Here is a 22752-nt window from a genome sequence, read left to right as displayed (position 1 = left end):
TCCCCGAGCGGAGAAGCCCATGGCGGACGGATCGAAGCCTCTACCCGGCGCGCTGCGTTGGAACCTCGGCGACCTCACGGTCACCGCGCTCAACGACGGCTGGTTTCAAGGCTCCCTCGATCTTGTCACGGGCATTCCGCAGGACGAGGCTGGCGCGCTCCAGCGCGCCGGCTTCCGCCCCGAGGCTCCGATCGTCACGCTGAACGCGTTCCTCGTCACCGGTGCCGGCCGCAAGCCGGTGCTGATCGATTCCGGGTATGGCCATTTCGGCCCCGAGACCATGGGCCGGGTGCCCGCCGCCCTCGCGCTCGCCGGCGTCGCGCCGGAGGAGATCGAGACCGTGCTTCTGACCCATCTCCATCCTGACCATGCGGGCGGGCTGGTGAAGGAGGATGGCAGCGCGGCCTACCCGAACGCGGAACTCGTCGTCCATGCAGCGGAAGCCGCGCACTGGCTTCCCGATGCGGCACTGTCGCGGGCGCCGGACGAGGCGAAGCCGTATTTCGAGAACGCCCGCAAGGCGGTGGCACCCTACGGTGCCCGGCTGCGCAAGCACGAGGGCGGCGAGCTGGTGTCCGGCATCACCGCCGTTCCCCTGCCCGGTCATACGCCCGGCCATTGCGGCATGCGGATCGTATCAGGGGACAAGTCCCTGCTGATGTGGACCGACGTGGTGCATATGCCGGCGATCCAGTTCAAGCAGCCGGAGGCGGGCGTCGCCTTCGATGTGGACGGGGATCAGGCCCGGGCGACCCGCAAGCGTGTGCTCGACGAGGTGGCGACGGAGAGAACCCTCATCGCCGGCTCGCATCTCGAGTTTCCGGCGCTGGGATACGTTGCCCGCGATGGCGCGGGCTACAGCTTCGTTCCCGCCCTTTGGGTGGCGGGCGAGAAGCCCTGAATTTTTTGGGACCGGTCCGGATGCTCCCAGAGCAATCCAGGGCCGGCCGTAGCGCTTTCCGGGACGCCGGCGGCGCGGGTTTGGCAAGAGGTAGGACCGTGGTCATTCAGAAGAACTGGCAAGAGCTCATCAAGCCGAACAAGCTGCAGGTGACGGCCGGCGACGATCCCAAGCGGGTCGCCACCGTCGTGGCCGAGCCGCTCGAGCGTGGCTTCGGCACGACGCTCGGCAACAGCCTGCGCCGCGTGCTGCTCTCCTCGCTTCAGGGCGCTGCGGTCACCTCCGTCCAGATCGACGGCGTGCTGCATGAGTTCTCGTCGATCCCCGGCGTGCGTGAGGACGTGACCGACATCGTCCTCAACATCAAGACCATCGCCATCCGCTCGCAGACGGATCAGCCCAAGCGCATGACCCTGCGCAAGACGGGCCCCGGCCTCGTCACCGCGGGTGATATCGGCGCCGTCGGCGATATCCAGATTCTGAACCCCGACCTCGTGATCTGCACCCTGGACGACGGGGCCGAGATCCGCATGGAGTTCACGGTCGCTACCGGCAAGGGCTACGTCCCGGCCGAGCGCAATCGCCCCGAGGATGCGCCGATCGGCCTGATCCCGGTCGATGCGCTCTACTCGCCGGTGACCAAGGTCAGCTACCGCGTCGAGACCACCCGCGAGGGGCAGGATCTCGACAAGGACAAGCTGACGATGACGCTCGAGACCAACGGTGCCGTGTCGCCGGAGGATGCGCTGGCCTACGCCGCCCGCATCATCCAGGACCAGCTCCAGGTCTTCGTGAACTTCGAGGAGCCCCGGAAGGAAGAGGCCGCGCCGCTCGCGCCGCAGCTCCCCTTCAACCCGGCGCTGCTCAAGAAGGTCGACGAGCTCGAGCTGTCGGTCCGTTCGGCGAACTGCCTGAAGAACGACAACATTGTCTACATCGGCGACCTGATCCAGAAGTCGGAGGGCGAGATGCTGCGCACCCCGAACTTCGGCCGCAAGTCCCTCAACGAGATCAAGGAAGTGCTGGCCGGCATGGGCCTGCACCTCGGCATGGACGTTCCCGGTTGGCCGCCGGAGAACATCGAGGATCTCGCCAAGCGCTTCGAAGAGCACTACTGAGGCGAGGCCGCTCGGGCCGAACTGGGCGGCGCTTCACGGCGCCGCTTGTTGGGCCGCCTCGACCTCCCGCCCCAGCAAAGCCGGGGCGGACACTCCCGAAAGAATCCCGCCGCAGGGTTACGCGGATTTTCTGAAAACAGCCCTAGGGCACTCGGCCGTACCGTGGCACGGCGGCCGTGACTGAGAAGGACCAGCCACCATGCGTCACGGCTATCGCGGTCGCCGCTTCAATCGCACCACCGAGCATCGTAAGGCGATGTTCGCCAACATGTCCGCCGCGCTGATCAAGCACGAGCAGATCGTCACCACTCTGCCGAAGGCCAAGGATCTGCGTCCGGTTATCGAGAAGCTGATCTCGCTCGGCCGCACCGACAGCATCCACGCCCGCCGCCTTGCCATGGCCCAGATCCGCGACGCGGACATGGTCAAGAAGCTCTTCTCGGTGCTCGGCCCGCGCTACCAGTCGCGTCCGGGCGGCTACTGCCGCATCATGAAAGCCGGCTTCCGCTACGGCGACAACGCGCCGATGGCTGTCATCGAGTTCGTGGATCGTGACGTCGACGCTCGCGGCAAGGATTCCGGCCCGACTTCGGTCGAGACTGCCGACGCCGCCTGAGTTCGGCTCCCGCTCTGCGGGGGAACGTGTGACACAATGATCGGTGCGAAAGGCGGCCCTACGGCCGCCTTTTTGCGTGTTCGACCAAGAGAGATAAGAACGGGTGTCCGAACCGGCGGTGGAGAAAGCGCCGGGAGGACGGAACTGGGACAATTGTGCATGTGCCTTGCCGGGTTGCATCCGCTATCGTCGGGCAGCGCGGCAGGGACGAGGATCACCGGCAGGTTGGCGCCCCTTCCCCGGTGCGGCAGGCTGGAAGGCGTTGTCGAACGGCAGGATGTGAACCGTGAATGCTCCCAATGAGAGCGCAGAGGTACTGAGGGATCCGCTGCTGCTGGACAATCAGCTCTGCTACGCGCTCTACGCCGCGGCCCACCGGATGACGAAATCCTATCGGCCGATGCTGGAACGGATGGGGCTGACCTACCCGCAATATCTCGTGCTCCTCGTGCTTTGGGAGAACGACGGCATCACCGTCTCCGAGATCGGACGTCGCCTGCGCCTCGATTCCGGCACACTGACACCGGTGCTCAAGCGCCTGGAGACGAGTGGACTGCTGAACCGGAGCCGCCGTCAGTCCGACGAGCGCGAGGTCGAGATCGCCCTCACCGATCAGGGCCGGGCCCTCCGCTCGGAGGCGATCGCCGTGCGACAGTCCGTGATGTGCCAGCTCAACATGTCGGAGCCGGAAATTCAGGCGATGCGGGCCGACTTGAATGCGCTCATCGAGAACCTCTCGACGGCGAGCTGATCCGCCCTCGCACGGGTCTGTCTCACTTCCTTTTGCCGGATAAATTTCGATTGAGTCGCGCCCCACGATTCCGCTAGTGACCCCCTGTCGCTCATCACCTGGATGCGACGGCAGCTTCGATCGCAGCGACGTGCCTTCCCGTCATCAATCCTTCAAGCAAGTTTGCCCTTGTCTGCTCCCGCTCGGAACAGGCTTGGCGGCAGACGCTGCGCGCGAACCGTGCGGGCCGCAGGGCGTTTCAGCAGAATGACGGCCGGCCCGATCGAGAGCAGCCGCGAAGCGCGGCCCCAGGTCGGCGTGCTGCCGATGCGCCGGACACCGGAAGGTGGCACGGAGATTCTGCTCGTCACCTCGCGCGAGACCCGCCGCTGGATCATCCCGAAGGGCTGGCCGATGAAGGGGCGCAAGCCCTTCGAGGCGGCGGCGCAGGAGGCCTATGAGGAGGCCGGTATCGTCGGACGCGTCGGCAAGCGGCCGATCGGCTTCTATCTCTACGAGAAGCGCCTCAAGAACCGTGACGCGGTTCTCTGCCAAGTGAAGGTGTTTCCTCTGGAGGTGCGCAAGCAGCTCAAGAAGTTTCCCGAACGCGGCCAGCGTGAAGCCCGCTGGTTCACGCCCTCCGAGGCCGCCGACATGGTGATCGAGGCCGGCCTCGCCGGTCTCATCCGCGCCGCCGGAAACCGCGATCCGAAGCGGAAGGGCTGAGCGCAGGCCGGCGGAGGGGAATGGCTTGAGTTCTATGCGAGCGACAGCCTTTCACGCCGCGTCCAGACGTTGGTGGAACGGCGCCATCGATGCCGACCGCACCATTCCCGTCTTCTGTTCGTCGACTCACGTCAGCGGCCGACAGGCGAGCGCCGAGCTGTCGTTGCTTCATCCGGCATCGGTCGGAGCTGTACCGGCCCTCGTCAGCCGAAGGTGCTTCTAGAGATCATCACCACAGCTGTCGAAGGGTGGCGCCTGCTTTCCTGCACGCTCCGAAGCGCCAGACACCAAGCCGACGATTCGGCGACCGATGCGGCTGCGGCTGCTAACGGCCTCGCCGAGGACGGATTCGGCGGTCGCCACCGTAATTCGGTTGCCCGACCCGGCGGTGATCGCGGCTTGCGCGAGGCGGCGGACCATCTCCTTCATAAAAGCGGCGCTCGCTCCTTCCGACCGGGTGACGATGGCATTGATCGCCCCATCCTCGAAATCGAGAGCCTTTCCGTAGAGGCTGACAAGCCGCGTGCGGCAGGCCGCGTCCGGGCTCCCGATCTCGATCGCCTCGTCCACGCGACCCGGGCGTGAGGCCAGAGCCTCCTCGATCTCCTCGGGCCGATTGGTGGTGAGAATGAACAGCACATCGGCGTCGTCGCGAAGGCCATCCATTTCGTTGAGAAGACGGTTAAGGAGCACCTCTGTGTTGGGGCTGTTCATGCTCTCGCGGGAGCGGCCGACCAAATCGACATCCTCGAGCACGACAATGCTGGGCTGGAGCGTCCGGGCGAGCAACATGTAGCGGCCGAGCATCTTGATCTGCTCGGCCGTAATCAAGATCGCCGTTCGTGTCGGCAGGTTCGAAGCGATGTAGCGGATGATGTGGGTCTTGCCGGTACCCGGCGGACCGTAGAGGAGGATGCCCTTACGGGTGGATTGGCCCAGCCGTTTCAAATCCTCCCTGTGCCGGTCAAACTCGAAGACGTGCCGGTCGAGGCGTTTCATCGCATCCGCGTCAAGGATGACCGCCTCACGCGGGATGCGGGGCAATCTGTGAACCTGCATCGGTGCGCGCATGCCGGAACTGTCGGTGGCGGCTTCGAACGAGAGAACCTTGCCGCGGTAAAGCGTTGACCGTGCTCCCGCCGCCTGGATCTCCGCGAGGAAACTGGCTGCGAATTGTAGCGATGCCGGATCCGGCATCGTGGCGATCTCGACCTGTGAAAATTTCGATCTCACAGAGTAATCGATGTAACTGGAGAGGAGGATCGCGATGGGGCGGCCTTTTACCTGAAAAAGCCAAAGGCCGTTATTCAGAGCCGCGAACGGATCATCTTCCCCCACATCCACGTCTTGATACTGGAGCGGCGTAATCGAGATCCGATACTCGCCGCTCCGAACGAGAAGGCCGGAAATCGTGAGAGCGATGTGCTCGTGAAATTGGTGGACCCCGAACAGCCTCGGCTTATGGGGGGTAAGTTGCGCCGTGATCGCGATTTGGACATCCGGCAAAAGATGGTCGCCGAACTGCCGGCGTGAACTCGTAATGCCGTTGATCTGCTCGGCGCCGAAATGTGCGACGAGGGCTTCCCAGGCTTGGTCGAAGTTGCCTGACATTCCTGCGCTCCTTCAGAAGCCGCTGCATCCTCGCAGGACCCCTCGGAGAGATTGTCGATCGAACGACGATAAACAACACGAAATTATCTTATAAATTCGATCATTTTTAACGCAGATTATCAACACACCGAACCCCTTGAAGTTCGGATTTAAATGGCGCACTCGTGCATTATTTCAAGATCTTGGGCGATACTTCGATACGCCGAAATGTATTGTTCTATCGTTCGGATGAGGGCCGTCACATGTTTCAAGGCCTTCGCGCCACCTCCCCGCAGTGAAGCACCTCCTTGGGTGCTCGAGACCTCGGCCGTCTGCGCGAATGGCGCCTCACAGCTTCGCGCTCGGCCGAGCTCTGGCCCAAGACGATCAGCGACGTTCGGCGGGTCACACCGCGAAAAACTGTGCCGGCGTTGAGAGCACGGCGCCCCGTCGGAACGGTTCCGCCCAAGCCACAAGCATACGGCTACCGTTGCGGTATGGCCTTCGGATCAGGGTTTCAGCCTCACCAAGAACGAGAAGCCGACCAGCGCGGGCCCTGACCATCGTCGCCGGGGAAGCAACCGCGGACATTCAGAACCGGTTTCCTATTTCAAGCGGATGAACGAAAACGGGCGCGGAGCTCTCGCTCCACGCCCGCACCGTCACTCTTATGGAAGAGGCTTTTAAGCCGCCGTGCCGGCCGCTTCGGCCGCCGCAGCCTGGTCCTCGACCAGCTTCCAAGTCTTGGTCTTGGAATAGGGACGGGACTCCTCGATGAACACCGTCTGGCCGATCTTGGCCGCATTGGCCTCGTCGTGCGCATGGTAGTTCTTCGAACGGCGAACCGTCTTCTTCATCACCGGGTGGGTGAAGCGACGCTCCACCTTCACGACGATGGTCTTATCGGTCTTGTCGCTGACGACGACGCCTTGAAGGACGCGCTTGGGCATGTGGAATCTCCTCAGGCCTTGGCCGCGTCCAGCGTCTTCTGACGCTGCAGCGTGCGGACACGGGCGATGTCGCGGCGGACCTCACGGACCCGGGCGACGTTCTCAAGTTGGCCCGTCGCGCCCTGGAAGCGCAGATTGAACTGCTCCTTCTTCAGGCTGATGAGCTCGTCGGAAAGCTGATCCGCCGACAGAGCGCGCAGATCAGACAGTCTCTGGTCGGACTTCATGATCTCTTCCTATCAATCAGCGATGCGCTGGATGACGCGGGTGCGCACCGGCAGCTTCGCGGCTCCGAGGCGCAGGGCCTCGCGGGCGATGTCCTCGGCAACGCCATCCACCTCGAACATGATGCGGCCGGGATGGACCCGGGCCGCCCAGTATTCGGGGGCACCCTTACCGGAGCCCATGCGGACCTCGGTGGGCTTGGCGGTGACGGGCAGATCCGGGAACACCCGGATCCACACCCGGCCCTGACGCTTCATCTCGCGGGTGATCGCGCGGCGGGCCGCCTCGATCTGCCGCGCGGTGATGCGCTCGGGCTCCAGGCACTTGAGGCCGAACTGGCCGAAGTTCAGCTCGAAGCCGCCCTTGGCCGCGCCACTGATGCGACCCTTGAACTGCTTACGAAATTTGGTCTTCTTGGGTTGCAGCATGGCAGCCTCTCAAGATTTCTGCTTGATCGAGCGTCAGGCGTGCGACGGCTCGCGGCGGCCGCGGCCACCCCGGTCGTCACCGTCACGCTCGCGGCGCCCGCCGGAACGGCCACCCTCTTCCTGGGCCTTCTTGTCCTGCGCCATCGGGTCGTGCTCGAGGATCTCGCCCTTGAACACCCACACCTTGATGCCGCACGTCCCGTAGGTCGTGAAGGCAGTGGCGGTGCCGTAATCGACGTCCGCACGAAGCGTATGCAGGGGCACGCGGCCCTCGCGGTACCACTCGGTGCGGGCGATCTCCGCGCCGCCGAGACGGCCGGCGCAGTTGATGCGGATGCCTTCGGCGCCCAGACGCATGGCCGACTGCACGGCGCGCTTCATGGCACGACGGAAGGCGACACGGCGCTCGAGCTGCTGCGCGATCGACTCGGCGACAAGCGTCGCGTCGATCTCGGGCTTGCGCACCTCGACGATGTTGATGGTCACGTCGGCCTTGGTCATCGTGCCGACGAGTTTGCGCAGCTTCTCGATGTCCGCGCCCTTCTTACCGATCACCACGCCCGGACGGCCCGAGTGGATGGTGACGCGGCACTTCCGGTGCGGACGCTCGATGACGATCTTCGAGACGGCGGCCTGCTTGAGCTGCTTCATGAGGGCGGCGCGGATGGCCACGTCCTCATGCATCAGCTTGGCATACTCGCCCTTCTCGGCGAACCAGCGGGAATCCCAGGTCCGGTTGATGCCGAGACGCAGGCCGATCGGATTGATCTTCTGACCCATCGGTAAACTCCTCAGGCCGCTTCAGCGCGCACTTCGCGAACCACGATCGTGAGGTTCGCAAAGGGCTTCAGGATGCGCGCGCCGCGACCGCGGGCACGGGCGTGGAAGCGCTTGAGCACCAGCGCCTTGCCGACGAAGGCCTGGGAGACGACGAGATCGTCCACGTCGAGATCGTGGTTGTTCTCGGCGTTGGCGATCGCGCTCTCCAGGCACTTCTTCACATCGCGGGCGATGCGCTTGCGGGAGAATTCGAGATCGGCAAGGGCCGTATCGACCTTCTTGCCGCGGATCAGCGCCGCCACGAGGTTGAGCTTCTGGGGCGACACGCGGAGCATCCGCGCGACGGCCTTCGCCTCGTTCTCGGGGAGCGCGCGGGGGGTGGCAGGCTTGCCCATCTCAGCGCCTCTTTGCCTTCTTGTCGGCCGCGTGACCGGGGAAGGTGCGGGTCGGCGAGAACTCGCCGAACTTGTGACCGACCATCTCCTCGGTGACGTAGACCGGGATATGCTTGTGTCCGTTGTGCACACCGAAGGTGATGCCCACGAACTGCGGAAGGATCGTGGAGCGACGGCTCCAGATCTTGACGACCTCGTTGCGGCTGCCGCCGCGGGCGGCGTCGGCCTTCTTGAGGAGGTAGCCGTCGACGAACGGCCCTTTCCAGAGGGAACGTGCCATGGCTGTTACTTCTTGCGGTTATGGCGGCTGGACAGGATGAAGGTGTCGGTCCGCTTGTTGGACCGAGTCTTCTTCCCCTTGGTGGGCACGCCCCAGGGCGTGACCGGGTTCCGGCCGCCCGAGGTACGACCCTCGCCGCCGCCGTGCGGGTGATCCACCGGGTTCATGGCGACGCCGCGAACGTGCGGGCGCTTGCCGAGCCAGCGGTTACGGCCGGCCTTGCCCAGCGAGATGTTCATATGGTCCGGGTTCGACACCGCACCCACGGTCGCGAAGCACTGACCGTGCACGAGGCGCTGCTCGCCTGAGTTCAGGCGCAGCGTCACGTAGCCCTGGTCGCGTCCGACGATCTGAGCGTAGTTGCCGGCGGAGCGGGCGATCGCGCCGCCCTTGCCGATCTTCAGCTCGACGTTGTGGACGATGGTGCCCACCGGCATGGAGCCGATCGGCGCCGCATTGCCCGGCTTCACGTCGACGCTCTCACCGGCGATCACCTTGTCACCCGGCGACAGGCGCTGGGGGGCGAGGATGTAGCTCTGCTTCCCATCGGGGAAGGTGATGAGCGCGATGAACGCCGTCCGGTTCGGATCGTACTCGATCCGCTCCACCGTCGCGGGAACGTTGAGGTTCTCGCGACGCTTGAAGTCGACGTTGCGCAGGACCCGCTTGTGGCCACCGCCGCGGAAACGGACGGTGATGCGGCCCAGGTTGTTGCGGCCGCCCGAGGAGCTTTTGCCCTCGGTCAGCGCCTTCACCGGCTTGCCCTTGTAGAGCTCACGGCGATCGACGAGCACGAGCTGGCGCAGGCTCGGCGTGACCGGTTTGAATGTCTTCAAGGCCATCGGCTTGATCCTAACGCTTCAAGTCTCAGAGGCCGGTCGTGACGTCGATCGTATCACCCTCGGCGAGGGTCACGATCGCCTTCTTCACGTCCGAACGCTGCCCGCGCTGCCCGCGGAAGAACTTCTTCTTGCCCTTGGTCGTGAGCGTGTTCACGCCCGTGACCTTGACGTCGAACAGACGCTCGACCGCTTCCTTGATCTGCGGCTTGGTGGCCTTCGGGGCAACCCGGAAGACGACCTTGTTCTGCTCAGTGAGGTTCGTCGCCTTCTCCGTGATCACGGGGGAGACGATGATGTCGTAGTGGCGCGGATCGGCACTCATTTGAAACGCTCCTCCAGCGCATCGACGGCGGCGCGCGTCAGCACGAGCGTGTCGCGGCGCAGGATGTCGTAGACGTTGATGCCCTGGACGGGCAGCACATCGATCTTCGGAATGGCGCGGGCGGCGCGGCCGAAGTTCTCGTCCACTTCAGCGCCGCCAATGATCAGCGCGCTCGACAGACCGAGCTTCTCGAAGCGCTCGATCATGGCCTTGGTCTTGTGGTTGTCGACCTTGATGTCGTCGACGACGATCAGGGTCGAGGCCTTGGCCTTGGCCGAGAGGGCGTGCTTGAGCGCCAGCGCCCGGACTTTCTTGGGAAGGTCGTGGCTGTGGTCGCGCACCACCGGACCGAAGGCCCGGCCGCCGCCGCGGAACTGCGGAGCGGAGGCAGCGCCGTGACGGGCGTTGCCGGTGCCCTTCTGCTTGTACAGCTTCTTGGTCGTGCGATCGACGTCCGAGCGGTTCTTGACGGCGTGGGTACCGGCGCGCCGCTTGGCGAGCTGGTAGCGCACCATCCGCTGCAGGATGTCGGCGCGCGGCTCGAGGCCGAAGATCGCCTCGTTGAGCTCGACCGAGCCGGCGGAGCCGCCGTCGAGCGTGGTGATATCGAGTTTCATCACGCGTTCTCCTCGGACGCCGGAGCCTCGGGGGCCGCCTCGACCTGGGACGCGCCGGCAGAACCGTTCTCACGGAACTTGCCCGGCAGCGGCACATCGGCCGGCAGCTTGCGCTTGACCGAGTCGCGAACCTGGATCCAGCCGCCGGCGACACCGGGGACGGCGCCTTCGACGAGGATCAGGCCGCGCTCCGGATCGGTGCGGACGACCTTGAGGTTCTGCGTGGTCACGCGCTCGACGCCCAGATGACCCGGCATCTTCTTGTTCTTGAAGGTCTTGCCCGGATCCTGACGGCCACCGGTCGAACCGATCGAACGGTGGGAGATCGACACGCCGTGGGTGGCGCGCAGACCGCCGAAGTTCCAGCGCTTCATGCCGCCGGCAAAACCCTTACCCGTGCTGGTGCCCGTCACGTCGACGAACTGGCCCGGGATGAAGTGATCGGCGGTGATCTCGGCACCGACCGGGATCAGCGCGTCCTCGGACACGCGGAACTCGGCGAGCTTCTTCTTGGGCTCGACCTTGGCGACCGCGAAGCGGCCACGCTCGGCCTGCGACACGTTCTTTACCTTGGCCTTGCCGACGCCGACCTGGAGGGCGACGTAGCCATCCTTCTCGGTCGTGCGGTGTGCCACGACTTGGCACTGATCAATCTGGAGCACAGTGACGGGCACATGCTCGCCAGCGTCCGTAAAGACGCGGGTCATGCCGACCTTCCGTGCGATGACGCCTGAGCGCATAGGTCTCTCCCTCGCGCGATGAAACGGTAAGCTCTAAATCCGACGCGGACTTAGAGCTTGATCTCCACGTCCACGCCAGCGGCGAGGTCGAGCTTCATCAGCGCGTCCACGGTCTGAGGCGTCGGGTCGACGATATCGAGCACCCGCTTGTGCGTGCGCATCTCGAACTGCTCGCGCGACTTCTTATCGATGTGCGGCGAACGGTTCACCGTGAACTTCTCGATATGGGTCGGCAGCGGGATCGGGCCTCGGATCTGCGCGCCGGTGCGGCGCGCGGTCGAGACGATTTCCTTGGTGGACGCATCGAGGATGCGGTGATCGAACGCCTTAAGGCGAATGCGGATGTTCTGACCGTTCATGACCTGACCTCGGCGGAAACGTTGAGGAGCGGGCGCGAGGGCCCGCCCCTCTTACGTCCCCTGTCGATGATGCTTGCGGTTAGTCGTTGATGGCGGCGACGACGCCGGCACCGACGGTGCGGCCACCCTCGCGGATGGCGAAGCGCAGCTTCTCTTCCATGGCCACCGGCACGATCAGCACCACGTCCATGGTCACGTTGTCGCCCGGCATCACCATCTCGGTGCCCTCGGGCAGCGTGCACACGCCGGTCACGTCCGTCGTGCGGAAGTAGAACTGCGGGCGGTAGTTGGTGAAGAACGGCGTGTGGCGCCCGCCCTCCTCCTTCGTCAGGATGTAGGCCTCGGCCTTGAACTTCGAGTGCGGCTTCACCGAACCCGGCTTGCACACGACCTGGCCGCGCTCCACGTCCTCGCGCTTCGTGCCGCGCAGCAGCACGCCGACGTTGTCGCCCGCCTGGCCCTGGTCGAGCAGCTTGCGGAACATCTCGACGCCGGTCACCGTCGTCGTCGTCGTCGGACGGATGCCGACGATCTCCACCGACTCGCCGACCTTGACGATGCCGCGCTCGACGCGTCCCGTCACCACCGTGCCGCGGCCCGAGATCGAGAACACGTCCTCGATCGGCATCAGGAACGGCATGTCGATCGGACGCTCCGGCTGCGGGATGTACTCGTCCACCGTCGCCATCAGCGCCAGGACGGCTTCCTTGCCGATCTTCGGCTCCTTGTCCTCGAGCGCCATCAGGGCCGAGCCCTTGGTGATCGGGATGTCGTCGCCGGGGAAGTCGTACTTCGAGAGGAGCTCGCGCACCTCCAGCTCGACCAGCTCCAGGAGCTCCTCGTCATCGACCATGTCGACCTTGTTGAGGAACACCACCAGCGCCGGCACGCCGACCTGGCGGGCCAGCAGGATGTGCTCGCGGGTCTGCGGCATCGGGCCGTCGGCGGCGGACACGACCAGGATCGCGCCGTCCATTTGGGCGGCACCGGTGATCATGTTCTTCACGTAGTCGGCGTGGCCGGGGCAGTCGACGTGCGCGTAGTGGCGGTTGGTCGTCTCGTACTCGACGTGGGCGGTCGAGATCGTGATGCCGCGCGCCTTCTCTTCCGGTGCCTTGTCGATCTGGTCGTAGGCCGTGAAGGTCGCCCCGCCCGACTCCGCCAAAACCTTCGTGATCGCCGCCGTCAGCGACGTCTTGCCGTGATCCACGTGCCCGATCGTGCCGATGTTGCAGTGCGGCTTGGTACGGGAGAACTTTTCCTTACCCATCAGGGCCTCCTAATCGTCAGTGTCGTTGATCGAGGAAGTTTGACGCGTTCGCGTCAGGCGTACTTGGCAATGACCTTGTCGGCCTCGCCGCGCGGCACTTCTTCGTAATGGTCGAACTGCATCGTGAAGTTGGCGCGGCCCTGGGAGAAGGAGCGCAACTGGTTCACGTAGCCGAACATGTTGGCCAGCGGCACCATCGCGTTGATGACGTTGGCGTTGCCGCGCATGTCCTGGCCCTGGATCTGGCCGCGGCGGGAGTTGAGATCGCCAATGACCGAGCCGGTATACTCTTCCGGCGAAACAACCTCGACCTTCATCACCGGCTCGAGCAGAACCGATCCGCCCTTCTGCAGCGCCTCGCGGAAGGCGGCGCGGGAGGCGATTTCGAAGGCCAGCGCCGAGGAGTCGACGTCGTGGTAGGCGCCGTCGATCAGCTCGACCTTGACGTCGACCACCGGGAAGCCGGCGAGCACGCCCGCGCCGAGGACCGAGTTGAGGCCCTTCTCGACGCCGGGGATGTACTCCTTCGGCACCGCGCCGCCAACGATCTTCGACTCGAAGGCGAAGCCGGCACCCGGCTCGTTCGGCTCGACCACGAACTTCACCCGGGCGAACTGACCGGTGCCGCCGGTCTGCTTCTTGTGGGTGTAGTCGATCTCCTGACGGCGGGTCAGCTTCTCGCGGTACGCCACCTGCGGCTGACCGATATTCGCGTCGACCTTATAGGTACGGCGCAGGATATCGACCTTGATGTCGAGGTGCAGCTCGCCCATCCCGCGAAGGATGGTCTGGCCGGATTCCTGGTCGGTCGAGACGCGGAAGGACGGATCCTCAGCGGCGAGCTTGGAGAGCGCGATGCCGAGCTTCTCCTGATCGGCCTTCGACTTCGGCTCAACGGCGATCTCGATGACGGGCTCGGGGAACTCCATCTTCTCGAGGATCACCGCGTCCTTCGGATCGCACAGCGTATCGCCGGTGCGGGTGTCCTTGAGGCCGGCCAGGGCGACGATGTCGCCGGCGAAAGCCTCTTTGACGTCCTCACGGTTGTTGGCGTGCATCAGGAGCATGCGGCCGACGCGCTCTTTCTTGTCGCGCGACGAGTTGATGACGTTGGCGCCCGACTCGACCTTGCCGGAATAGACGCGGCAGAAGGTGATCGTCCCGACGTGGGGATCGTCCATGATCTTGAAGGCGAGCATGGAGAAGGGGTCGGTGTCGGACGGGTGGCGAACCACCTCTTCCTCGGTCTTGAAGTCGAGACCCTTGATCTCACCGCGGTCGGCGGGAGACGGGAGGTAATCGACGACGGCGTCGAGGAGCGGCTGCACGCCCTTGTTCTTGAAGGCCGAGCCGCACAGCACCGGGTGGAAGGCGCGAAGCTGCACCGCCTTGCGCACGAGCCGGCGCAGGGTCTCCTCGTCCGGCTCGACGCCGTCGAGGTAGGCGGTCATCGCGTCGTCGTCGAGCTCGACGCAGGCCTCGATCATCTTGGTGCGGTACTCGACCGCCTGATCGGCGAGATCGGCGGGAATCTCTTCCTCGGAGAAGTTGGCGCCGAGCGCCTCACCCGACCAAACGATCGCCTTCATCTTGATGAGGTCGATCACGCCCTTGAAGCTCGACTCGGCACCGATCGGCAGCTGCAGGCAGACCGGCTTGCCGGCGACGCGGCCGATGATGTCGGCAACGCACTTAAAGAAGTCGGCGCCGATCTTGTCCATCTTGTTGACGAACACGACGCGCGGAACGTCGTACTTGTCGGCCTGACGCCACACGGTCTCGGTCTGGGGCTCGACGCCCTGGTTGCCGTCGAGCACGCATACGGCGCCGTCGAGCACGCGGAGCGAGCGCTCCACTTCGATGGTGAAATCGACGTGGCCGGGGGTATCGATGATGTTCAGGCGCTTCTCGCGCCAGAAGCAGGTGGTCGCAGCCGAGGTGATCGTGATGCCACGCTCCTGCTCCTGCTCCATCCAGTCCATCGTGGCGGCGCCCTCATGGACTTCGCCGATCTTATGGGACTTTCCGGTGTAGTAGAGGATCCGCTCGGTCGTCGTGGTCTTGCCGGCATCGATGTGGGCCATGATGCCGAAGTTGCGGTAGTCCTCGATCGCATGCGTGCGGGGCATCGGGGTCTCTCCGGGAGAAAGCGGGCACGAAGCGCGGCCCCTTGGCCGCGCTCGAAGGTCTCAGGACCGGCGAATTACCAGCGGTAGTGCGAGAAGGCGCGGTTGGCCTCGGCCATCCGGTGGGTGTCTTCGCGCTTCTTGACGGCGTTGCCGCGGTTGTTGGCGGCGTCGAGCAGCTCGGCGGAGAGACGCTCGATCATGGTCCGGTCGTTGCGGCCGCGGGCGGCCTGGATCAGCCAGCGGATCGCGAGAGCCTGACGGCGCTCGGTGCGGACCTCGACCGGGACCTGGTAGGTCGCGCCGCCGACGCGGCGGGACCGGACCTCGATCGCCGGGGCAACGTTGTCGAGCGCGGCGCGGAACACCTCGATCGGATTGGCGCGGGCGCGGTTCTCGACGATGTCGAACGCGCCGTAGACGATCCGCTCGGCGGTCGACTTCTTGCCCTCGTACATGATGGAATTCATGAACTTGGTCAGAACGACATCGCCGTACTTGGCGTCCGGGATGATCTCGCGCTTCTCGGCAGAGTGACGACGGGACATCTGTTTACTCTCAGATCAATCGACTTAAGCACCTCGCGCAGGCCGCCTTGAGCGTGAACGCCGGCGACATCCTTGCGAGGCCGTGAAAATGGCCGCCCGGAGATTCTTACTTCGGACGCTTTGCACCGTACTTCGAACGGCGCTGCTTGCGGTTCTTGACGCCCTGCGTGTCGAGCACGCCGCGCAGGATGTGGTAGCGCACACCCGGAAGGTCCTTCACGCGGCCGCCGCGGATCATGACCACGGAGTGCTCCTGAAGGTTGTGGCCCTCGCCGGGGATGTAACCGATCACCTCGAAGCCGTTGGTCAGGCGCACTTTGGCGACCTTACGAAGTGCCGAGTTCGGCTTCTTCGGGGTCGTGGTGTAGACGCGCGTGCAGACGCCGCGCTTCTGCGGGCAGGCGTTGAGCGCCGGCACCTTGTTGCGCGCCTTCTGCGCCTTGCGCGGCTGGGCGATCAGCTGGTTGATCGTCGGCATCCTGTGCCCTCTTCATCCGGCCGCACAGGGCGGCCACCGTCTGAAACCTGTCGAAGCCCCTTGCGGAGCGGTCGGTCCGCGAGCAAGCCCGCGGCAAAACGAATAGCGCCAGAGGCCGATCAAGGCCTTTGACGATGGTGAGGCAGAGGATCACGCCGTGAACGACGCGTTCTTACCCGCTGATCTGACGAAAACGTCAGGGTGTGATGCCGGTATCGGTCTGACGACGGTCGCCGAAGCCCCTGGCCTCGACCCGAAAGCGACTCTCGATCCACCGGAGTGGCGCGCTTCTACGCGGGGTGGCCGGGGTCGTCAATGCCCGGAGAGGATAAAGTTCGATGAACGGGCGCCCGATCTGCGATCCGTTCGCTGACCGGCCGCCCCATCCTTACTCCGCGGCGTTCGAGAGACGGAAAGCGTCGATTCCGCGGCGATCCGGATTGATTTCGGCGAGCGCCCGCTTGGCGGTTTCCAGCGGATGTTCGGCTTCGATTCGGACCGAGCCGAGATCCGGGCTCTTGTAGACGGTGACGACGGTGTCCATCACCTCGGTCAGCGTCGTGCGTTTGTCCTCCGGCGCGGCGATGAGGAGTTGCAGCCCCCAGGCGCGGAAGAGGTCGACCAGCGACTGGCTGTTGCGCACGTCGAGCTTCGAGAAGGCTTCGTCCAGAAGGCAGAGGCCTAAGCCCGGCGTCTCATCGCCGGGACGGTCGCCGGGATAGTAGGCCGAGGCCATGGAGGCGGCGATCGCCACGTAGAACGGCGCCTGCGCCTCGCCGCCCGAACCGCGCAGCGCCCGGCTCGACAGCGTGGTGCGGTTGCCCGCCCGGTCGCGCATGCCGATCTCGTAGACGAAGTAGTTGCGGTAATCGGCCAGCCGCGCGGCGTTCTCCTCGCCCTCGATCAGCGCCGTGATCTCAGCTAGTGCCGCCGCGAGCGGACTCTTATCGGGTCCCTCCTCCGGGCCCGGCAGCACCGCCTGCGCCGCGTCGGGTGAGCGGGCGACTTCGGTGGCGAGCGCGTGGACGGCGGCGTAGCGGCGGTCCACCTCCGCCTCGAAGGCGTAGGTCTGGCCGGTGAAGGTCTGCGAGGCGAGGCGCTCGTTGAGGGCATCGAGCCGGGCGCGCATGCGCTCGAACTTGTCGGCCAGCCGCGTCAGCAGATCCTCGGTCATCAGGCGGCGCATCTCGGCCTCTGCCCGCATTGACTGGTCGCGGTAGCGGCGCAACTCGTGCCCCGCCACCTCGTCGCGCTCGCGGGTCGCCCAGGCATAGCCGAACGAGGCCGGCTGCTCGCCCGAACCGAGGGGGTTCTCGACGCGCCACGCGGCGCAATACTCGGCAAGATCGCGCTCGGCGGCGCGGCCCTGGTTGCGCACGCTGTCGGCGGCCTCGCGAGCGGAGGCACGGGCCTGCGAAGCGAGCGAGGCCAGCGCCCTGGTGTCGAGCGCAGCGCGGTCGGCCCGCGCCGCGGCGATCCCGGTCACCGTGTCCGGCACGTCGGCGGGGACGGTACCGGTGAGGCGGATGCGCACCGTGTCGCCGGTGGTCCAGCGCCGGAGCGCCGTGCGGTAGGCCAGGAACGCGGCGCGCGCCGCCTCCTTCCCTTGCGCGACACGCGCCTTCAGCCCGGCTTCTTCCGCGAGCGCGGCGTCGCGCTTGGGCTCCAGCACCTGCACGAGTTCAGTGAGATAGGCAGAGCGCTCCTTTTGAAGCTCCTTCAGCTCCGCCTCGATCACGCCGGCATCGGCGCGGGCGACGGTCTCCTGCTCGGTGGAAAGGCTGCGGCGGCGGCCCTCGATGGCGTCGGCCTCGGCGCGCAGGGCCTCGATATCGACCGGCGCTTCCGCCAGTCGGCTCCGCAGCAGTGCGGCGATGCGGGCGGCCTCGCGCATCACGGTCGCCTCGGCCCGCAGGGTCCGCGCCTCCTCGCGTGCCTCATCGAGGCGGCGGCGGGTCTCGGCGGTGGGCCCGCGCTGGCCGCGGGTCATCATCAGCGGCACAGGGCGCACCACCGAATAGGCCATGCCCGAGGTCGAGCGCCCACTCGGCGCCACCGCACGGCTCATGTTGCGGAGCGCAGCATCGTCCGGGGCGAGGTCGTAGCCGCCGAGCCGTGCCGCGAGGAAAGCCTCGGCGTGGTCGCTGTCGGTCTCGATCAGGCCCATCGGCCCGTCATCGAAGCGCCGCGCGGAACGCCGCGCGGTGTCGGTGGTCTTCACCAGGAGACAGCGGAAGAATTGATTCTTCCGCGATTCGAGCAGGGCGAAGGCGCGGTCGAGCCGGTCGGGCTCGACCACGAGCGCCTCGCGGGCGCGGCCGAGCAAGCCTTCGAGCGCCGGGCCCCATTTCGGATCGACGATTTCGGCAAGTTCGCAAATCGGCGCCGCCTCGATGCCGAGCCGGCCCAACTCATCGCGGAAGGCCTCCGTGTCGGAGGACAGGCGCGCGGCCGAGGACCGGCCGGCCCCGACCTGCGCGTCGAGGCCGCGCACCTCGTTCTCGCGCTCGCGGGCCTTGAGGGCGAGATCCTCCGCTTGTTCTTCCAGGGCGTCGGCCACGTCGGGCATCTGCGCGAGGCCGTCGAGCAGCCCCTTCAGCGGCCCGTCGACCCGGAGAATGTCCTCCGGGGGGGCCTCGCGGCGCAGCCCCGAGCGGGCGCAGGCCTCGACGATGCGGGCCGCCCCCGGATCGATCCGGCGCAGGGGGCCGGCAATGGCGCTGAGGCGGCCGGCATCCTGCACGAGGCCGACGATCCCGGCGAGGCGGTTGGTGAGGTCGCGCCGGTCGCGGGCGACCATGGCGAGACCGGCATGGGAGGCCGCGAGCCGCGCCTCCGCGACGCTGCCGACGATCAGTGCCTTGCGGGCGGCGATCTCGGCATCGATCTCGCGCACGAAGCCCTGGCTCGTCGCCACGCTCTCGCGGGCGATGCGCAGGCGCTCCGACGTCTCGGCGAGCAGGCGGCGGGCCTCGGCGTGGTCGAGGATGCGGCGGCGGAGATCCGCGCTCGCCGCGCGCATCTCGTCCAGCGCGGCGGTGAGGCTCGCCCGGGCCCAGCCCTCGTAGCGCGCGCAGATGCGCGAGAGGTGGGCGAGGCGCTTCTCCAGTTCCTCGATGGTCTCAAGCAGACGCCGCCACGTCTCGATCGACTGGCGGATGCGGGCGACATCGAGCGGCTCGGCCTCCAGCACGAAGCTGCGCACGAAGGCGCTGGTGTCGAAGATCGGCTTGAAGGCCACCGCGTTGGAGAAGGTGCGCAGGAACTGGCGCGGATCGGGCACGGCCGCCCCCTCGCGCAGGGTCGCCAGCACAGCGGCGGTGAAGCGCTCGCCGGAGGTGCGGAACTCCTCGAACGTGTCGGCCCGGCGGCGGAGATCCGCGGCGATCTCCGCCCAGGGTGCGACGAAGCTGCCCTCGCTCGTCTCGCGCACGTAGTCGCCGATCTCGAAACGGTGACCGACGGCGATGAAACGCGAAAGCGTCTCCTCCTTCGGCTCCTCCGAGCGGGCGGCGAGCGCCAGCCCGACCGTGACGATGCGCCCGCTCGCGGGATTTTCGAACACGAGGCTGATGAGGGTCTCGCAGGCCTCCCGCGTCGGGCGCCCGCCCTCGGCCGGGTCGCTGATCCAGCCGAGGCAGTAGTCGCGCACCGTGCGGGCGCTGCGGCCTGAGGCGGAAGCGTTGAGGGCGAGCCGACTCGCATTATTGCCGGCCAGCACCGTGCCGACCGCATCGAAGATCGTGGACTTGCCCGCGCCCGTGGGACCGACGAGCGCCGCCGCGCCCCGAATCCGAATCTGCTCGCGCCGGATGAGGTACCAGTTCGAGATCGCAATGTCGGTGAGGCGGTACACCGGCTTGGCCGCTTATCCCGAGGTTGAGCGAGAGACAGCGCAATGGACGCTCCGCCTCACGCACGCAAGGGCGGGAGCGCGGCAGGCCGCAGTCGCCGCTCGATCACCACAATCTGAGGATGCTATTATCCAGAATTACAACTTTTCCAAGTGACCGATGGCATGGATACAGCAATCACCGACCCGTGATTTGACGGAGCCGCGTCGATCCGAGACCAGAACCACAGGAGTGCAGGCTGCGGCTCGACGCACGGAACAACTGCGACAGACTTCTTGCAACGGCAGGTTTACGAAATTCGTTCGATTACTGCCTTTCCACACATCATGCGTACTTTGACACATGCGAGAACCACCTATTTTGACACAAACCCAATACGATTCGTGCCATACGGCGAAATGCGCTCCCCGACTGTCACGAACGCCGATCGTTGAAATGCCCGCCCGCCGTCCGCGCCTGATTTACGGGGTTCTGTTTATTGTCGCCTCGATTGTGCTGTGGGGCACAGCATCGTGGATAGCAGGTCGCATCATCTGGATCTGATCCTGACTCAGATATCTTTCCTGCAGGCGATATAGCCTCCCAAAACATAACCGCCCTGCAGCGCGCAGAGGGAGGCGGCAATCATCAACAGATCGGCTAGCACCAACTGGCCGCTGTGGAAGTGATAGATGACCCGCGCGACGATGATAAAAAAGCTCGCAACGGCAAGCATCCCCCAGTGGTAAAACAAGCCGATCAACAGTCCGGCAATAACGAGAAGCGGGATCGCTAGCACTGGTTCATGACCCTATCCTGCCGGATCGGCACCTGAGAGCCTTTTTGAGGAAATCTTTCCTTATGTTACCGCTGCGGACGACTGCGCGCAAAGGGTCACTTGGCTTAAAGCTAAGTGGATTTTGCAGGTTCCCGTTTTTCCCAGGGCATCGTTAACGAACCGCTCACCCTAAGGAGGGACGTCCGAACAGGAGGCGCCACCTTGGCGCCGCTGCGTATCGAGCCGCGCATCAGCGTATTCGACCTTCATCGCAATGACACGCGTGGTGCCCCGGCACCGCCCGTTCGCCCGCGATTTTGCCGGGGCCGCGCCTCAAGCTGCCTGCCAGTTAGTTGACTCTGTCAACCTTCTCGCTGACGTTGAGGCCATGAAGGATGCCAGCGCCGACGACGTCATCGACACGGTCCGCCGCTTCAACCGGTTCTACACCGGGCTCGTCGGTGTGCTTGACGAGCAGTTTCTCGGCTGCGCCGTCACGCTTCCGGACGCACGCCTGCTGTTCGAAATCGCGACGCACGACCCGGCCCAATCGCCGCTCACCGCTTCAACGGTGCAGGCGACGCTCGGCATGGATGCGGGCTATGTCAGCCGGATCCTGGCCCGCTTCGAGCAGCGGGGCTGGATCACCCGTGCCCGCGGCGCAGATGCGCGCGCCCGGCCGATCCAACTGACCGAAGCCGGGCGTAGGGCGTTCGAAGAGGTGGACGGACGGCAGCGCGCGGCTGTGAGCGACCTCGTCGGCGGGCTCGATTCCATCCAAAGAGCGGATCTGGCAGAGGCGATGGCGCGCGTGCGCCTGCTGTTGCAACCCGAATCCGTTCCGGTCTTCGCGATCCGCCCGTTCCGCACGGGCGATATGGGCCTGATCGCGGCCCGGCAATCGATGCTCTACGCCCAGAGCCACGGCTGGGGCCGCGGCCTGGAGATCATCGAGGGCGAGGCCACCACCAACTTCCTGCGGAATTTCAAGCCGGGGCGCGAGCAGTGCTGGATCGCGGAGATCGACGGCGTGCTGGCGGGGTCCGTCTTCCTCACCGACGAAGGTGACGGCACCGCGCGGCTGCGCCTCCTCTATGTCGAGCCTTTCGCCCGCCGTCGCGGCATCGGCGATACGCTGATCGAGACGTGCATCGGCTTTGCCCGCGAGACGGGCTATGCCCGCCTCACGCTGTGGACCCATACGGTTCTGGAAGGCGCCCGGCGCCTCTATGCCCGCCACGGCTTCGTCTGCGTCGAGACCGCGCCCCATACCAGCTTCGGCATGCCGGTTGACGGGGAAACCTGGATGCTGCCCCTGAGCGAGACGGGGGAGGCACCGGGGCAAGCCGCGTGACGGGGGCGATGCCCCCCGTCACACCGAGTGTGTCAGGCAAAGTCCCCGACCCCCGCGGTAAGCTTAGCCGCCGAAATTCTTGGCGAGCCACGCCCCGGAGGCGACAAGATCGGCCTGCGATAGGCCGTGACCGGCCGGGTTGACCGTGTGCGTCACCGCCGCGCCGGCTTGCTGGAGACGCGCGGCGAGCCGTTCGGCATTCTCGGCGGGCACGATCGGATCGAGAGCACCCGAGAGCAGCAGCACCGGGCGGCCGGCGAGGTCGGCCGACGGGCTCTCGGCGAGCGGCACCATCGCCCGCAGCAGAATCGCCCCGGCCAACACCTCCGGGTGCAGGAGCAGGGTCGCTGCGGCGATGTTGGCCCCGTTCGAGAAACCGACCGCCACCGGCGCGGCGAGCCCGTAGGCCGCCCGCGCCTGGGCGACGAAGGCGGCGAGGTCGCCGGCCCGGCGGCGGACGTCCGCCTCGTCGAACACGCCCTCCGCGAGACGGCGGAAGAAGCGCGGCATCCCGTTCTCCAGAACCGGCCCGCGGGGCGAGAGCAGCGCGGAGCCGGGCGAGAGCGTGCGGCCGAGGGATAGCAGGTCGTTCTCGTCCCCGCCCGTGCCGTGCAGCAGCAGAAGCGGCGGCGCGCGCTCGTCTGTGCCGGGCTCGAAGCGGTGGACGAAGTCGAAGGTGACGCCGTTCGTCATGGCTGTCTCCGTTCAGTCTGGGGAGGGTGCGACCGCCCGGACAGGATCCGGGC

Annotated in this window: 25 protein-coding genes; 6 read left to right on the top strand and 19 right to left on the bottom strand. The window is 66.0% G+C overall.

Translation table 11 applies throughout. The features are described 5' to 3' along the window. The first annotated feature begins 19 nt into the window (after window positions 1–19). The 5 genes from MKK50_RS09475 (at window position 20) to MKK50_RS09455 (ending at window position 4091) form a co-directional block, all read left to right on the top strand. On the top strand, window positions 20–901 hold the full coding sequence (locus tag MKK50_RS09475; protein ID WP_499021864.1) for an MBL fold metallo-hydrolase: 882 nt from the start codon (window positions 20–22) through the stop codon (window positions 899–901). 98 nt (window positions 902–999) lie between these two features. Beyond that, window positions 1000–2019, top strand: a complete 1020-nt coding sequence (locus MKK50_RS09470) for a DNA-directed RNA polymerase subunit alpha (protein ID WP_003597114.1) — start codon at window positions 1000–1002, stop codon at window positions 2017–2019. Between the two features lie 199 nt (window positions 2020–2218). Next, window positions 2219–2635, top strand: a complete 417-nt coding sequence (gene rplQ / locus MKK50_RS09465; protein WP_147018254.1) for a 50S ribosomal protein L17 — start codon at window positions 2219–2221, stop codon at window positions 2633–2635. Window positions 2636–2921: 286 nt separating this feature from the next. Continuing rightward, complete coding sequence (locus tag MKK50_RS09460) at window positions 2922–3386, top strand: MarR family winged helix-turn-helix transcriptional regulator (protein WP_499021863.1); 465 nt, start codon at window positions 2922–2924, stop codon at window positions 3384–3386. A 246-nt stretch (window positions 3387–3632) separates the two neighbouring features. Beyond that, a complete protein-coding gene (locus tag MKK50_RS09455; protein WP_253372765.1) occupies window positions 3633–4091 on the top strand; it encodes an NUDIX hydrolase in 459 nt (152 codons plus the stop codon). 219 nt (window positions 4092–4310) lie between these two features. Here the strand turns inward: MKK50_RS09455 and MKK50_RS09450 are convergent, their stop codons facing one another. The 18 genes from MKK50_RS09450 to MKK50_RS09365 all read right to left on the bottom strand — a co-directional run bounded on the left by MKK50_RS09450 (window position 4311) and on the right by MKK50_RS09365 (window position 20673). Next, a complete protein-coding gene (locus tag MKK50_RS09450; protein ID WP_499021862.1) occupies window positions 4311–5702 on the bottom strand; it encodes an AAA family ATPase in 1392 nt (463 codons plus the stop codon). A gap of 662 nt (window positions 5703–6364) precedes the next feature. Then, window positions 6365–6631 carry a 30S ribosomal protein S17 gene (gene rpsQ, locus MKK50_RS09445; RefSeq protein ID WP_003597108.1) on the bottom strand — a complete coding sequence of 89 codons (267 nt, stop codon included), beginning with the start codon at window positions 6629–6631 and terminating at the stop codon, window positions 6365–6367. Window positions 6632–6642: 11 nt separating this feature from the next. Further along, window positions 6643–6858: a 50S ribosomal protein L29 gene (gene rpmC / locus MKK50_RS09440; protein ID WP_003597107.1), complete on the bottom strand. Its 216-nt coding sequence runs from the start codon at window positions 6856–6858 to the stop codon at window positions 6643–6645. A 12-nt stretch (window positions 6859–6870) separates the two neighbouring features. Further along, a complete protein-coding gene (gene rplP, locus MKK50_RS09435) occupies window positions 6871–7284 on the bottom strand; it encodes a 50S ribosomal protein L16 (RefSeq protein ID WP_003597105.1) in 414 nt (137 codons plus the stop codon). A gap of 33 nt (window positions 7285–7317) precedes the next feature. After that, a complete protein-coding gene (gene rpsC, locus MKK50_RS09430) occupies window positions 7318–8064 on the bottom strand; it encodes a 30S ribosomal protein S3 (RefSeq protein WP_003597102.1) in 747 nt (248 codons plus the stop codon). Window positions 8065–8075: 11 nt separating this feature from the next. Next, window positions 8076–8459 (bottom strand): 50S ribosomal protein L22, encoded by a 384-nt coding sequence (rplV, locus tag MKK50_RS09425; protein WP_003597100.1) that lies wholly within the window; start codon window positions 8457–8459, stop codon window positions 8076–8078. A gap of 1 nt (window position 8460) precedes the next feature. Next, window positions 8461–8739 carry a 30S ribosomal protein S19 gene (gene rpsS / locus MKK50_RS09420; RefSeq protein ID WP_003597098.1) on the bottom strand — a complete coding sequence of 93 codons (279 nt, stop codon included), beginning with the start codon at window positions 8737–8739 and terminating at the stop codon, window positions 8461–8463. 5 nt (window positions 8740–8744) lie between these two features. After that, window positions 8745–9581 (bottom strand): 50S ribosomal protein L2, encoded by an 837-nt coding sequence (gene rplB, locus MKK50_RS09415; protein WP_012253645.1) that lies wholly within the window; start codon window positions 9579–9581, stop codon window positions 8745–8747. 25 nt (window positions 9582–9606) lie between these two features. Further along, the gene (locus MKK50_RS09410) at window positions 9607–9903 is read right to left on the bottom strand and encodes a 50S ribosomal protein L23 (protein ID WP_003597094.1); all 297 of its coding nucleotides are present in this window, start codon (window positions 9901–9903) and stop codon (window positions 9607–9609) included. Then, window positions 9900–10520: a 50S ribosomal protein L4 gene (gene rplD, locus MKK50_RS09405; protein WP_253372769.1), complete on the bottom strand. Its 621-nt coding sequence runs from the start codon at window positions 10518–10520 to the stop codon at window positions 9900–9902. Before rplD ends, MKK50_RS09410 begins: the two co-directional genes overlap by 4 nt. Continuing rightward, window positions 10520–11260: a 50S ribosomal protein L3 gene (gene rplC, locus MKK50_RS09400; RefSeq protein WP_003597090.1), complete on the bottom strand. Its 741-nt coding sequence runs from the start codon at window positions 11258–11260 to the stop codon at window positions 10520–10522. The genes rplD and rplC overlap by 1 nt, the downstream gene beginning before the upstream one ends. Before the next feature lie 50 nt (window positions 11261–11310). After that, window positions 11311–11619, bottom strand: a complete 309-nt coding sequence (rpsJ, locus tag MKK50_RS09395; protein WP_003597088.1) for a 30S ribosomal protein S10 — start codon at window positions 11617–11619, stop codon at window positions 11311–11313. Between the two features lie 79 nt (window positions 11620–11698). Further along, entirely contained in the window at window positions 11699–12889 is a 1191-nt protein-coding gene (gene tuf, locus MKK50_RS09390) for an elongation factor Tu (RefSeq protein ID WP_012253644.1), read from the bottom strand. Window positions 12890–12942: 53 nt separating this feature from the next. Further along, entirely contained in the window at window positions 12943–15018 is a 2076-nt protein-coding gene (gene fusA / locus MKK50_RS09385) for an elongation factor G (RefSeq protein ID WP_253372773.1), read from the bottom strand. A 74-nt stretch (window positions 15019–15092) separates the two neighbouring features. Beyond that, entirely contained in the window at window positions 15093–15563 is a 471-nt protein-coding gene (gene rpsG, locus MKK50_RS09380) for a 30S ribosomal protein S7 (RefSeq protein WP_004447768.1), read from the bottom strand. A gap of 106 nt (window positions 15564–15669) precedes the next feature. Beyond that, window positions 15670–16041 carry a 30S ribosomal protein S12 gene (gene rpsL, locus MKK50_RS09375; protein ID WP_004447775.1) on the bottom strand — a complete coding sequence of 124 codons (372 nt, stop codon included), beginning with the start codon at window positions 16039–16041 and terminating at the stop codon, window positions 15670–15672. A gap of 388 nt (window positions 16042–16429) precedes the next feature. Continuing rightward, window positions 16430–19897 carry an SbcC/MukB-like Walker B domain-containing protein gene (locus tag MKK50_RS09370; protein ID WP_499021860.1) on the bottom strand — a complete coding sequence of 1156 codons (3468 nt, stop codon included), beginning with the start codon at window positions 19895–19897 and terminating at the stop codon, window positions 16430–16432. A gap of 548 nt (window positions 19898–20445) precedes the next feature. Continuing rightward, a complete protein-coding gene (locus tag MKK50_RS09365; protein ID WP_499021858.1) occupies window positions 20446–20673 on the bottom strand; it encodes a hypothetical protein in 228 nt (75 codons plus the stop codon). A 367-nt stretch (window positions 20674–21040) separates the two neighbouring features. Between MKK50_RS09365 and MKK50_RS09360 the strand changes: the two genes are divergently transcribed. Next, the gene (locus MKK50_RS09360; protein ID WP_499021856.1) at window positions 21041–22006 is read left to right on the top strand and encodes a bifunctional helix-turn-helix transcriptional regulator/GNAT family N-acetyltransferase; all 966 of its coding nucleotides are present in this window, start codon (window positions 21041–21043) and stop codon (window positions 22004–22006) included. 63 nt (window positions 22007–22069) lie between these two features. Here MKK50_RS09360 and MKK50_RS09355 read toward each other — a convergent pair whose 3' ends face one another. Continuing rightward, a complete protein-coding gene (locus MKK50_RS09355; protein WP_499021854.1) occupies window positions 22070–22699 on the bottom strand; it encodes an alpha/beta hydrolase in 630 nt (209 codons plus the stop codon). Between the last annotated feature and the right edge of the window lie 53 nt (window positions 22700–22752).

This window comes from Methylobacterium sp. J-043 (genome assembly GCF_022829505.1).
Taxonomy (GTDB): Bacteria; Pseudomonadota; Alphaproteobacteria; order Rhizobiales; family Beijerinckiaceae; genus Methylobacterium; species Methylobacterium extorquens_A.
The sequence above is the reverse complement of the archived record's forward strand: the minus strand, read 5'-3'. Positions and strand labels throughout refer to the sequence as shown.